General features: G+C 44.0%; 14 protein-coding genes. 13 read left to right on the top strand and 1 reads right to left on the bottom strand.

Annotated features, from left to right (window positions below; all coding sequences use genetic code 11):
- The first annotated feature begins 264 nt into the window (after positions 1–264).
- The 13 genes from MHH40_RS04370 to MHH40_RS04310 all read left to right on the top strand — a co-directional run bounded on the left by MHH40_RS04370 (position 265) and on the right by MHH40_RS04310 (position 11,853).
- Positions 265–732: a PTS sugar transporter subunit IIA gene (locus MHH40_RS04370; protein WP_106029849.1), complete on the top strand. Its 468-nt coding sequence runs from the start codon at positions 265–267 to the stop codon at positions 730–732.
- 53 nt (positions 733–785) lie between these two features.
- The gene (locus MHH40_RS04365) at positions 786–2,159 is read left to right on the top strand and encodes a PTS galactitol transporter subunit IIC (RefSeq protein WP_340900669.1); all 1,374 of its coding nucleotides are present in this window, start codon (positions 786–788) and stop codon (positions 2,157–2,159) included.
- Positions 2,160–2,178: 19 nt separating this feature from the next.
- Positions 2,179–2,457 (top strand): PTS sugar transporter subunit IIB, encoded by a 279-nt coding sequence (locus MHH40_RS04360; RefSeq protein WP_003212259.1) that lies wholly within the window; start codon positions 2,179–2,181, stop codon positions 2,455–2,457.
- A gap of 66 nt (positions 2,458–2,523) precedes the next feature.
- Positions 2,524–2,970: a hypothetical protein gene (locus MHH40_RS04355; RefSeq protein WP_003211419.1), complete on the top strand. Its 447-nt coding sequence runs from the start codon at positions 2,524–2,526 to the stop codon at positions 2,968–2,970.
- Positions 2,967–3,998 (top strand): alcohol dehydrogenase catalytic domain-containing protein, encoded by a 1,032-nt coding sequence (locus tag MHH40_RS04350; RefSeq protein ID WP_340900668.1) that lies wholly within the window; start codon positions 2,967–2,969, stop codon positions 3,996–3,998. Before MHH40_RS04355 ends, MHH40_RS04350 begins: the two co-directional genes overlap by 4 nt.
- Before the next feature lie 182 nt (positions 3,999–4,180).
- Positions 4,181–5,164: a pyruvate dehydrogenase (acetyl-transferring) E1 component subunit alpha gene (pdhA, locus tag MHH40_RS04345; protein WP_268458809.1), complete on the top strand. Its 984-nt coding sequence runs from the start codon at positions 4,181–4,183 to the stop codon at positions 5,162–5,164.
- A 31-nt stretch (positions 5,165–5,195) separates the two neighbouring features.
- The gene (locus MHH40_RS04340) at positions 5,196–6,176 is read left to right on the top strand and encodes an alpha-ketoacid dehydrogenase subunit beta (protein WP_034620051.1); all 981 of its coding nucleotides are present in this window, start codon (positions 5,196–5,198) and stop codon (positions 6,174–6,176) included.
- 17 nt (positions 6,177–6,193) lie between these two features.
- Positions 6,194–7,516: a dihydrolipoamide acetyltransferase family protein gene (locus MHH40_RS04335; RefSeq protein WP_340900667.1), complete on the top strand. Its 1,323-nt coding sequence runs from the start codon at positions 6,194–6,196 to the stop codon at positions 7,514–7,516.
- Between the two features lie 12 nt (positions 7,517–7,528).
- On the top strand, positions 7,529–8,911 hold the full coding sequence (gene lpdA / locus MHH40_RS04330; protein ID WP_003211944.1) for a dihydrolipoyl dehydrogenase: 1,383 nt from the start codon (positions 7,529–7,531) through the stop codon (positions 8,909–8,911).
- A gap of 25 nt (positions 8,912–8,936) precedes the next feature.
- Positions 8,937–9,638: an SDR family NAD(P)-dependent oxidoreductase gene (locus MHH40_RS04325; protein ID WP_233421732.1), complete on the top strand. Its 702-nt coding sequence runs from the start codon at positions 8,937–8,939 to the stop codon at positions 9,636–9,638.
- Positions 9,616–10,401 carry an SDR family NAD(P)-dependent oxidoreductase gene (locus MHH40_RS04320; protein ID WP_050945211.1) on the top strand — a complete coding sequence of 262 codons (786 nt, stop codon included), beginning with the start codon at positions 9,616–9,618 and terminating at the stop codon, positions 10,399–10,401. Before MHH40_RS04325 ends, MHH40_RS04320 begins: the two co-directional genes overlap by 23 nt.
- 93 nt (positions 10,402–10,494) lie before the next feature.
- Entirely contained in the window at positions 10,495–11,451 is a 957-nt protein-coding gene (locus MHH40_RS04315) for a sugar-binding transcriptional regulator (protein ID WP_050945210.1), read from the top strand.
- Positions 11,452–11,514: 63 nt separating this feature from the next.
- A complete protein-coding gene (locus MHH40_RS04310; RefSeq protein ID WP_034619978.1) occupies positions 11,515–11,853 on the top strand; it encodes a bh protein in 339 nt (112 codons plus the stop codon).
- Here MHH40_RS04310 and MHH40_RS04305 read toward each other — a convergent pair whose 3' ends face one another.
- Positions 11,854–13,179, bottom strand: a complete 1,326-nt coding sequence (locus tag MHH40_RS04305; protein ID WP_106029841.1) for an APC family permease — start codon at positions 13,177–13,179, stop codon at positions 11,854–11,856.
- Between the last annotated feature and the right edge of the window lie 55 nt (positions 13,180–13,234).

Here is a 13,234-nt window from a genome sequence, read left to right as displayed (position 1 = left end):
AGTGATTAGAGAGAGGAAGTCACATTTAATAAGAAGTAGAGCAGAGTTGATGAAAGATGCAGAAGACTGCCTCTTTTTTTATAAAATTTTCCCTAGGAACATTGACTTATAATTTAGAATATTATAATATATTTACAAAGGTAACAACATTGAACATTTTTCAGGATGCATATATGTAAGCGCTTTATAAAAGGTTCTATTCCAAAATGTTCTTTCTTTTTGTTACATGTGTTCATATTTATACCAAATGAAAGGAGTGGTTGTTTGAACAACTTGTTTGAGTTAGATGAACAGCTGATTAAGCTGCAGTACGATGCATCTTCAAGAGAGGAGGTGACCACATATTTAGCAGAGCGATTAGAAGCGGGAGGATATATTAAGTCGAGCTTTTTACCAGCTGTGCTTGAAAGAGAAAAAACATATCCTACGGGCCTTCCACTTGCGACCTTTGGGGTAGCAATTCCACATACAGATCCTGAGCATGTGAACAAACCGGCGATTAGTGTAGCCACTTTAAAGGAACCTGTTATCTTTCACAAGATGGGGAGCCCTGATGAAACTGTGCTGGCTAAAATTGTGTTCGTCCTAGCAATCTCTGAACCTAGTAAGCAGCTTGTGATGTTAGAGAAGCTCATGACACTTTTTAGAAAAGAAGAGGTGATGACGAAGCTGTCTGATATGACGTCGTATGAAGAAGCGGTTGCTGTGCTTCAGAAAGAATTAAACCAATAGCCTTTCACAAAATAATGTAAGCGCTTTATCTGAAAAATCCAGGAGGTGGATGTATGATCAAGCAAGCTGTCGATTTTATATTAGACCTTGGACCAACTATTATGCTCCCGATTATTATGACGCTTTTCGGTATAATTTTAAGGCAAGGCTTTAAGAAATCCTTCCGAGCCGGTATTACGATCGGAATTGGGTTTGTCGGTGTCAACCTTGTCATTAATTTGCTTGTGAGTGGCCTTGGGCCAGCAGCAAAAGCCATGGTTAATTCCCTTGGCCTAAAGCTCGATATTTTGGATGTTGGATGGCCGATTGGAGCGGCTATATCCTTCGGTACACCTGTTGCCCCTTTGATGATTCCTCTTGTGCTTTTGTTAAATGTCATCTTATTGTCCGTTAACTTTACGAAAACGCTGAATGTGGATATTTGGAACTTCTGGCATTTGATTTTCGCAGCCTCTGTGACTTACTACGCTTATCATAATATGTTCTTGGCACTTGCTGTTGGTTTGATCGTCTCTGCTATCACGCTTAAATTAGCTGATTGGACGGCACCGACAATCGAACACCATTTTGGATTGAAAGGCGTATCGATGGCTCATGCTGAAACGGTCAACTTCGCACCGCTTATGTATGCGTCCAACCGTATCATTGACAAGATCCCTGGCTTAAACAAAATTCATGCTGATCCAGAAACATTGAAGAAACGTTTTGGTATTTTTGGCGAACCGCTTGTGATGGGTCTCATACTTGGTATCATTATTGGTCTTTTAGGCGGCTATGATGCGAAAGGCGTCATGACGCTTGGTATTCAAATGGCAGCAGTTCTTGTCCTAATGCCAAGAATGGTTGCGTTATTAATGGAAGGTCTTATTCCAATCTCTGAAGGCGCTCGTTCTTATATTCAAAAGCGCTTCCCTGGGAAAAATGTCTATATTGGTTTAGATACAGCGATTGTGATTGGTCATCCGGCGAATATGGCGGTAGCCCTTCTTATGGTGCCGATTACGATTCTACTTGCAGTCGTTCTCCCTTACAATGGCATGCTGCCGTTTGCTGACTTATCAGTTCTACCATTTACAGTTGTATGGGCAGTAGCAGCCGCTCGTGGAAACATTATTCGTGGTCTTATTAACAGTATTTTTACATTAATGATTGTCTTCTTTATCGCAACGAATCTCGCACCGCTTGCGACAACAATGGGGAAAGCAGTCGGGTTTGACTTCCCAGAAGGAGCCAATATGATTTCAGGTATTGACCTTGGTTCCCACGTCATTCCTTGGATCATGGTGAGACTTCTTGATCCGAGCAACCCGTACTTTATTGCAGCCATCATCTGTGCTCTGGCTTATGCGCTCCTATGGTACTGGGTGCGAAATGATATTAGAAAGCAGTATGCGAAAGAAATGGGCTTAGATCAGAAAGATCAATAAAAGAGCTGGAGGGATTCTTATGGCAAAGAAAATATTGGTTTCATGCGGAACAGCGGTTGCAACATCAACGGTTGTTGCCAAAAAGGTCGAAGAGACGTTAAAGGAAAAAGGATATGATGTCGTGGTGGAACAGTGCAAGGCATCTGAAGTCCCGCAAAAAGCGGAAGGCGCCGATTTAATCGTAACGACAACACCAGTGAGTGATACGAAAGGAACGCCTGTGATTCAAACATTATCCTTTTTAACTGGATTTGGCATTGAAGATGATATTGAAAAAATCATCGATCATATTAAGTAAACAATCATTCCATGGAGGAGCTTTGCTTTCCCGGCTCCTTCTATGTATCTGAAAGGAGGACGTCTCATGCAGCATCATGCTTATAGCCGAACGTCTGCAGTGTTGTCTATTTTTCTTCCAGCCGTACTCATCTGTCTGTTTTTTCTTTGGTCTCTTTATACGTTAATGTCAGCAGGGCCTGAACCGTTAGCTGTGTTAGGCGTTTATACGCTGCCTATCCTCATGCTTTCTAGCATCACTGGGCTGAACCAGCCGACAAACGTCATCATTAGTGAAGATAAACTCAAAATCGGAGCGTTTGGCAGATGGCACACATATGCGGTCTCTGATATTAAAGGAAAGCTTTTTATCAAGCCATACCCTCATATCGGAAAAGTCTATGTCAGGGTGGGCCCATCTCGCATATTCGGAGGACGTTACTGGATATCCAGTGAGATGAGTGAGTACAAGCAGCTTGTGCAAACGTTGCAGGATTTTGCGAAAGGTGATGAAAAGGAGGATGCAGCTACATGAAATCAGCTGTCTTTTATTCTTCAGAGGACATTCGGTATGAGGAGCGGAACCGGCCTGCGATTGGTGATGATGAAGTTCTATTAAGAATGCGTGCCTGCGGCTTATGCGGCACAGATATTTACAAAGCAACACATGAGACGGTACCTCCTGGAACGGTACTAGGGCACGAAATCGCAGGAGATGTTGTTGAAACCGGAAAAAATGTGACAAATATAAAAACGGGAGACAGGGTTTATGTTGCGCACCATGTACCTTGCTTCGCCTGTGACTTTTGTCAAAAGGGATTTTATACAATGTGTCCGCAGTTTGCAGCCACTAATGTAGAGCCAGGCGGGTTTTCAGAGTATATCCGCGTCCCTGCATTACATGTCAAGCACACAATGGGCAAGCTCCCGAATGATGTCTCATATGAGCAAGGGGCGATGGTGGAGCCAGTCGCCTGCTGCCTGCACGGGTTTGAACGAGCACCTGTTCATCCAGGAGATTCTGTACTGATCCTTGGAGCGGGGCAAATTGGCTGCATTCAACTACAGCTTGCCAAACATTACTTAGCTGGGAAAGTGATGATAACGGATGTGAATGAGAACCGGCTGCTGCAAGCGAGAAATTTAGGTGCAGACGTCGCTTTTCATCCAGCCTCTGAGCCGGTGGAAGACCGGGTCATGAGAGAAACAAATGGAAAGGGAGCAGACCTCGTCATTATTTCTGTTGGGAGTAGTGCGCTTTTAAAAGAAGCATTTCAATCGGTAGCGAGAGGCGGAACGATTTTAGTGTTTGCTCATTTTCCTAAGGGAGACGTCTCCATTCCGGCTGATCGATTTTTCCATGATGAAGTGAAAGTAGTAGGAGCCTATTCCTCACATCCTTATCACTACCTCGAAGCCCTTGAACTTTTAAGAGCAAAAGTGGTCAACACAGAAAAGATGGTGACGCATCGTTATCCGTTAAGTCAGCTCCTTCAGGCGATAGAATGCGCAAGGCACCCTGAAGGTGAGAGTGTCAAAATCATGATGTACCCAGATGAATGAGAACCTAGGAGATTGGAAGAGAAAGAGAAGTTCTTTAGAAAAGGGCTTTGCCTTTCTCTTTTTTTCTGATAAAAGATGAAAACGCTTAAAAATGATAGAGAAATGCTTGACTTCAAAGATACTTAAACGTATGATAATTACAAATGTAACATATAAGAACAAATGTAAAGGGGAGAGAAGAAATGCAAAAACAAATCACTTTGCCTGAACAGATTAGTCATGAGAGATTAGCAGATTTATATAAACAAATGTGGTTAGTGAGATATTTTGATGAAAAGGTCGATCAATTCTTTGCCAAAGGACTTATCCATGGAACCACTCATTTATGTGTCGGACAGGAAGCGTCAGCTGTTGGATCAATTGCCGTATTAAAGGACGAAGATAAGATCGTCAGCACGCACCGTGGACATGGTCACTGTATTGCAAAAGGTGCAGAGGTCAATAAGATGATGGCAGAACTATTCGGACGTGAGACTGGCTATTGCAAAGGAAAAGGCGGCTCGATGCATATCGCTGATTTAGAAAAAGGGAACCTTGGCGCAAATGGAATCGTTGGCGGCGGTATCCCGCTGGCAACAGGTGCAGCGCTCACATCTAAAATGAAACAGGAAGGCTATGTCGTTCTTTGTTTCTTCGGAGATGGAGCGACAAATGAAGGCAGCTTTCACGAAGCGCTAAATCTTGCATCCATTTGGGATCTGCCTGTTGTATTCATTTGTGAAAACAATCAGTACGGCATGTCTGGCCCTGTAAAAGAAATGATCAACATTGAAGACATTTCAACAAGAGCAGAAAGCTACGGAATACCTGGGAAATCGATTGATGGAAATGACATGGTCGAGATTATGAACTCAGTAGATGAAGCAGTCAGCCGCGCAAGAGCTGGAGAAGGTCCATCACTTATTGAAATGAAAACGTATCGCTGGAAGGGTCATTCTAAGAGTGATGCGAAAAAATACCGTACACGTGAAGAAGAAACAGAGTGGAGACAAAAAGACGGAATCAAGCGCTTTAAGTCTCTCTTGATTGAACTGAATGTTTTGACAGAAGAGCAGGCAGCGGCCTTGCAGGAAGAAGCGAAGCAGGAAATTGAAGAGTCTGTAGAATTCGCTAAAAACAGTAAAGAACCGTCAATCGATACACTATTAGAGGATGTATACGCCTAATTAGGAGGGGAATCACGTGACAAAAACAACAGTGAGAGAGATTTCATATTTAGAAGCCGTTCGAGAGGCTATGAGTCAGGAAATGAGAGAGAACCAAGATGTATTCATTTTAGGTGAGGATATCGGCGTATATGGCGGTGCTTTTGGGGTCACGCGCGGCATGATTGAAGAGTTCGGTCCGGAGCGCGTACGCAATACACCAATCTCTGAGGCTGCCATCGCAGGAGGTGCAGTCGGAGCGGCTTTGACAGGTATGCGTCCGATTTTAGAGCTTCAATTCTCTGACTTTATTACAATCGCAATGGATCAGCTTGTAAACCAAGCAGCCAAAACACGATACATGTTTGGCGGAAAAGGAAAAGTACCACTCGTTGTGAGAACACCAGCAGGATCAGGAACGGGTGCCGCAGCGCAGCATTCACAAAGCTTAGAAGCATGGATGGCTCATATTCCGGGATTAAAGGTAGTTCAGCCTTCAACAGCTTATGATGCCAAAGGACTTTTAAAAGCAGCAATGGATGATGACAACCCTGTCATTTTCTACGAGCACAAGCTTTTATATAAAACAATCGGCGAAGTGCCTGAAGAGCCTTATTCGATTCCTTTAGGGAAAGCTGATGTGAAAAGAAGCGGGAAAGACGTCACAATTGTAGCAACAGCGATTATGGTACACAAGGCATTAGAAGCGGCGAAGGAACTAGAAGCAGAGGGAATCGATGTTGAAATCATTGACCCAAGAACACTTGTCCCATTAGATGAAGAAACCATTATCGAATCTGTGAAGAAAACAGGTAAATGTATCGTGGTTCATGAGGCTGTCAAACGAGGCGGCTACGGTGGAGAGATTGCAAGTATGATAGCGGAAAGTGAAGCGTTTGACTATTTAGATGCGCCGATTAAACGACTTGGCGGCCTTGCAGTCCCAATACCATACAACCCGACGCTGGAAAAAGCGGTCATTCCACAAGTGCCAGATATTATTGAAGCAGCAAAAGAGCTTGTACGCTCTTAAATAAAGGGGAGAAGATCATGCCAAAAGAGATATTTATGCCGAAGCTAAGCAGTACGATGGAGATCGGAACCTTGCTTCAATGGTTGAAAGAAGAAGGAGATTCGGTTGAAATCGGTGAGCCTCTTTTTGAAATTATGACAGACAAAATCAACATCGAGGTGGAAGCCTATGATGATGGCATTTTTCTAAAGAAATACTACGAAGCTGATGATCAAATTCCAGTCAATGCTGTTATTGGATATATCGGAGAGGCAAATGAACAGGTGCCAAGCGAGCCGCCAGCACAGGCTGATGAAGATTCCTCAGAAAGCAGCGAATCGTCTTCACCAGACACGGCATCATCCAGTTCTACTGAAGCCCCAAAAACATCTGATGAAAAAGTACGTGCCACGCCCGCAGCGAGAAAAACGGCAAAGGATCATCATGTGGCGATTCAAGAGGTATCTGGCACAGGGCCAAAAGGCAGAGTCCAAAAGCGGGACGTCGAGGCAGTCGTTCATTCTAGCGAGAAAGACCAGCGCGTCTCACCACTTGCAGAAAAAGTCGCTGCTCGTGAAGGAATTGATTTAGCAGCAGTTTCTGGATCTGGCGCTCACGGTAAGATCATGAAGAGTGACGTACAAGCAGCAACGCAAACAAAAGAGGCTTCGCCTGTGAAAACACAAAAATTAGCTGGCATGAGAAAAGTGATTGCTGATCGCATGTCACAAAGTGCCTTTACAGCACCGCACGTCACATTAACAAGTGAAATTGATATGACGAAAGCGAAAGAAGTGCGTCAGCAGTTACTTCCGGCGATTGAAAAAGAGACAGGTTACAGGTTGTCGTTCACAGAAATCATCATTCATGCGGTCAGCCATGTACTCACGCGCCACCCGCAAATCAATATGACATTTGAACAAAATGAGCTCCATTTCCATGAAGATGTACACATTGGTCTCGCTGTTGCAGTGAAAGACGGCTTGATGGTACCAGTCATTTCTCATGCGAATCAAAAAGGATTAAAACAACTGACAAAAGAAGCGAAAGAAATTGGCCGAAACGCACGTGATCAAAAACTACTTCCTGACCAGCTGAAAGGATCCACTTTTACGATTAGTAACCTAGGCATGTATGCCATTGATACCTTTACCCCGATCATTAATCAGCCAGAAGTGGCGATTTTAGGTGTAGGACGGATTCAAGATAAACCTGTTGCAGTAGATGGAGAAATTCAGGTGCGGCCAATGATGGGTGTCAGTTTATCGTTTGATCACCGAGTAGTAGATGGCGCACCAGCGGCTGCCTTTTTAACAGACCTTAAAAAAGTGCTTGAACAACCATTTGAATTGCTAATGTAGGAGATGAATCGGATGACGAAAACGTATGATCTGACAGTCATTGGCGGAGGGCCAGGCGGGTATACTGCCGCCCTTCAAGCGGCTGAGCGCGGACGGAAGGTTGCTTTGATTGAGGAGGATTTTCTAGGCGGTACTTGTTTAAATCGAGGCTGTATCCCTTCAAAAACCCTGCTGAAACATGCAGAAGTCATTGAATCAATCGAGAAGGCGAAAAGCTGGGGAATCGAAACAGGTGACATGATTCTTTCCTTCGATAAAATGAGAAAGCGCAAAGATGACGTCATTGAAAAGCTCAGAGGTGGAATCGCCTTTTTATTAAAGCAAGGAAAGATTGATGTATATAACGGCAGAGGCACAGCGGTGACAAAGCACCGGATTGAGATTGAAAAACAAGATGGATCAGAATCGATTGAAACGAAAGAGTTAATCATTGCTACTGGATCTACACCAGCTATTCCGCCAATACCGGGGCTTAAAGATATTTCATTTGATACAAGTGATACAATCTTTGACATCCCAGATATTCCTGCTTCTGTCGTCATTATTGGCGGAGGCGTCATTGGTCTTGAGCTTGCTTGTATCTTCCAAAGTCTTCAATCAAAAGTCACCATTATTGAAGCGGCACCGTCCATTATCCCGCAAGAGGATGAAGAAGCATCTAAGCTGCTAGAAAGAGAACTCAAGAAAAAGGGCATCCATATCGCGAAGAAAACCACTGTGACAGAGGTGACGGAAAGCGAAGGAGTCAAAGCGGTTCATGCAACAGATGATAAAGGGGAGACGCACATCTTTACAGCGGAAAGACTGCTTGTCTGCGTTGGAAGAAGACCGAATGTATCAGCTGTTAACCAGCTTGATCTTCAGCATGATGGTCCGTTTATCAAGGTGAATGATCGGATGCAGACAAGTGCTGAAGGTGTATACGCAGTTGGGGATGTCGCCGGCGGTTATCAGCTGGCTCATGCGGCGATGGCAGAGGCTGCTGTTGCGGTCAGCAATATTTGCGGCGTGCCTGAAAAAATGAATGCTGATATTATGCCTAGATGTATTTATACATTACCAGAGGTGGCAAGTGTTGGTCTTACGGAGAAAGAGGCAAAAGCTAAAGGGCTCAGCGTACAAACTGAACGATTTGATTTAGCGGCAAGCGGTAAAGCGTTAGCGGCAGGTGTTCAAACAGGCTTTATTAAATTGGTGTACGATACAGCATATGGTGAAGTGATCGGTGCAACGATGGTTGGTCCGCATGTCACAGAAATGATTTCAGAAGCTTCTTCCTTTATGTATTTAGAAGGAACAGCAGAAGAGATGGCGAAAATGATTCATCCGCATCCGACCATCTCAGAAGGTTTTTATGAAGCAGCTCTTGATATCGTGAGTAAGCTGAGAAAATAAATGCCAAACAAGGGATAGGGAGGAGATGCATGTGCACGTCCAGCTTCATCAGAAAGCGGCACTTGTGACAGGTAGCACAGATGGATTTGGAGAAGCCATCTGCCTGGCTTTAGCCCAGGCAGGTGCACATGTTTTTTTACACACATTTCATGATGAATCAAAGGCTAGAACCATTTGTGAAGACATTCAAAAAATGGGCGGTCAGGCGAGTATCATCATGAACCCGCTAGAAACGCCGCGTGATGCCACGCGTATGTTGAGGCAAGTGATCGATACATGCGGGAAACTGGATATTTTGGTCAATCAAGCAGCGCAAGGAGCTGAGGCGGAGCTTGATGCCGCTCACCCTAATGAGTGGATGGACGAAGTGGAAACAGCTGTGAATACTGTCTTTCTTTCCAGTCAAGCTGCCGTATGGCACATGGTTGACCAGAAAAAAGGCTGCATTATTAATATATCGTCATCAGGCAGTATCACAGGTGATGGCGGGATTTCACATGCGACATCGAATTCCATGCTGAATGCCATGACAAAAGGGCTGGCGCGAGAATTTAAAGACAAAGGCATTCGGGTGCTCGCCTTATTACCGCCCCCTCTCCATTTGATTCCTAATGCAGAGCAAATCAAGGAGACTGTGGCCCATATGACGGTCTTTTTAAGTACATCATATGGCGCATTTACTGATGGTGCAGCGATTATGCTTGATGGGGGTGAGAGTGCTGGCTAATGATCAAAAACCGGTTCTCATCGTTGGTGGTGCCCAAGGGATTGGAAAGGAAATTGCCGAGCGTTTTTTAAAAGAAGGGCACAGAGTGGCTGTGTCTGATATAGATGAACAAGGACTTTCACTTTTAAAAAAACAGCACTCTGAGCTGCTGACATTTCAAGCTGACGTTTCATCGTGGGAAAGTGTTCAGCAGATGATCTCAGCAGCTGAAAGGGAGCTAGGCGGCATTGCTCATCTTGTGTATTCAGCAGGGATGACAAAATCACTTCCTTTTTTAGAAGTCGATTTTTCACTTTGGAAAAAGACACTGGCTGTGAACTTGTATGGTCTTTACTATTGCATCAAAGCGTCAGCACCTTATATATGTGAGCGGCAAGAAGGAAGCATTGTCGTGATTGGATCAGGATCTGCTATCACTGGCTCAGGCGGTGGAATTCAGTATTACGCCTCAAAAGCAGGTGCTTTTGGCCTGATGCGTTCGCTTGTAAAGGAATTAGGGGCACACCATGTGCGTATCAATGTGATTGCACCCCGCGTGATTGAATCTCAAATGCTTGATACGCTCTATCCTACTGAGGTGGAGAAAAGGCAGCTACAATCGCTCATTCCTGTCGGGAGATTAGGAAGACCAGAGGATATCGCAGGACTCACTTTATTTCTTACAAGTGAAGAGGGAAGCTACTTGCACGGACAAATTATCCTGTTAGACGGCGGGAGAACGTATCAGCCAAAATATACGGAGGGAAAAAGAGCGGAGAGGTAATCGCTCTTTTTGTCATTTTCATAACAATTGTGCCAATTAGAAACGAATGTTTGGTATACTGGGAATCATAGTATATTAAAAGGATGATGTCACATGCTGAATTGGGAAGAAAGACGACAGCTCGTCAAAGTTGCTCATCTTTATTATACAGACGGGTGGACGCAGCAGGAAATCGCAAAAAAGCTCAATGTCTCAAGACCAGTCATTTCAAAGCTCTTACAAAAAGCAAAAGATGTGGGAATCGTTGAGGTGTACATTAAAGACGAAAGTATTCATACGGTGGAACTGGAAAAACAGCTAGAAACAACTTTTCAATTAACAGATGCTGTCGTTGTCCCAAGCGTCGGGACAATGTCTGAGATGGTGAAGCGGGCAGTCGGTCAAGCAGGCGCCTATTATTTATCTAAAAACATGAAAGACGCGGAGAAAATCGGCATTTCATGGGGAACTACACTGTCTGAGCTTGTAAAGGAATACCCGTTCGAGCGAAGAAATGATGTGAAGGTCATTCCATTAGAGGGCGGAATGGGCAGGCAGGCAGTCGACATTCATGCCAATCAGCTGGCATATGAGCTGGCAAAGAAAATGAATGGCACGTGTTCCTATTTATATGCCCCGGCGATTTTAGAAACAGAAGAATTAAAAGAGCGGCTCATGGCAATGCAGGATATAGAAGCTGTGCTTGAAGAAGGTAAAAATGTAGATATTGCCCTCATCGGTATTGGCAACCCGCATAAAGGTTCAACGTTAAAAACAGTTGGTTACTTAAAAGAAGAAGATTTATCTGGTTTAAGGCAATCAGGGGCTGTTGGTGATATTGGCTTTCGTTTCTTTGACGGTCAAGGCAAACCTGTCCAAGATGAACTGAACCAAAAGGTCATTGGTTTATCACTGGAGCAGTTAAAGAGTGTCAAAACGGTCATCGCTGTTGTAGAAGGAACCCATAAGGCTGAAAGTATTTTAGGGGCTTTAAATGGCGGCTTTATTCAAGTACTGGTGACAGACGAACTAACGGCCGCAGCCATTTTAAAGGAAGCTTCCGTCCAATAAACGGCGAGTAGCCATCGAATTGTATAAAAAGAGCAACATCAAACGAGAAAGGAGCTGTGTATCTTGAAGAAAACCGAAATGGAAGCGAACCTACATTGTACTCGGTGCCAAGAAGAGACCCTCCACAGCATCGTTTATGTGAATGATCAGATGAAAAGCGTTGAGTGTACAGAGTGTCATCAGAAGATCAGTGTGAAAGTCGACATCATGAAGGAATTTTACAAAGAAGTATACGAAAAAATTGCGACAAAGCCAAAGCGGATGACGCAGGAATATAAGGCGAATTTGAATGGATTTATCTCAAGACTCCCAATCCGCGTGCTTAGTAAGCCATACCGGCTCATGAGATATTTAAACGAATCATACAAAGTGATTAAGCAATATAAAAAAAAGCAGAGCTGATTAGCGCTCTGCTTTTTTGTGTGTTTTTTTCATATAATAATAAATAGGCAGTCCAGCAATCCCGATCAGCATAGAGATGAGACAGCTTTTCCAGTCTGTGATCATGGTGCTGATTAAGACGAATAAAGAACCGATAATCGCAACGATTGGTGTGAGCGGATAAAGTGGTACGCTATAAGCACGCTCCATTCCTTTGTTTTGTTTTCTCAGTTTAAAGACTGCGAAAAAGGCCATGACATAAAAGATGTAGATCATGAAGATCGAAACCTCTGACAGCTTTTCTGGATTGCTGACGACCATAAACACAATGGCGATCAAAATTTGTACAAATACAGCAATCCACGGTGTTTTAAATGTAGGGTGAATACGTGAGATCGCGTTTGCGAAAGGAATTTGCTTTCGTTCTGCCATCGCGAAAATCACACGTGGGAATGAAAGAACTTTTCCGTTCAAACAGCCAAAGATACTAATGATGATGCCGATACTAATGACCTTACCGCCGATTGGTCCAAAGAGCATTGTCGCAGCAGTACTTGTCGCATTTTCTCCAAGCTGTACGATTTGATCTGCTGGTAACACGTGCAAAAGAGCGACATTAATAAAGAGATAGCAAGCCGTGACGATTAAAATCCCGCCTGCCATTGCACGAGGAAGCAGCTTCTCTGGGTTTTTCATCTCACCGCCAAGTGCTGCAAGCAATATCCAGCCGTCATAGGCAAACAACGTAGCCAAGATCGCTGCACCGAAGTTCATTTGAGCGATGCTATCGTTGACAGCCATAAAAATATTTTCGTTTCCTTTCCATAAGCCAAACACAATAATAGCGGCAATCGGGACAAGCTTTCCGATGGTGGTCAGCCCTTGAACAAAGCCGCCGTATTTTGTTCCCATGATGTTAATGAAACATAAAAATAAAACAGTGATAATGCCGATTGTTGTCGACCATAAAGAAGAAAGAGAAAATAAATTAGCTAACAATGAACCAAAATAAAGACCGAGCGCACCGATGATGGCAGGTCCGTAAATGATAATCTGCACCCAGCCGCATAAATAGCCCCAAAACTCACCATACACTTCTTCAAGGTAGGCATACAATCCGCCAGTCCGAGGGATTTGTGTACCAATTTCAGCAACAGTGAGTCCGCCTGCAAGGGTTAAAATGCCGCCTAGCAGCCAAGCGAATAATGCGATATCTGAGCTTCCTGAATAGGAAAGGACGTTGCCTGGCTTCATAAAGACGCCGGACCCGATAATCGTCCCGATGACAAGAGATAGGGCGAAAAATAAGCCGATGTCCTGTTTTAACGCTGGTTGTTCTTTGTTCATTACTCGCGACCTCCTGCATCACTTTCGTACGTTACTGTGACATGTATTTCGTTCA

This window comes from Bacillus sp. FSL K6-2431 (assembly GCF_038005165.1).
Lineage (GTDB): Bacteria > Bacillota > Bacilli > Bacillales > Bacillaceae > Bacillus > Bacillus pumilus.
This window is presented reverse-complemented; position numbering and strand designations above follow the sequence as displayed.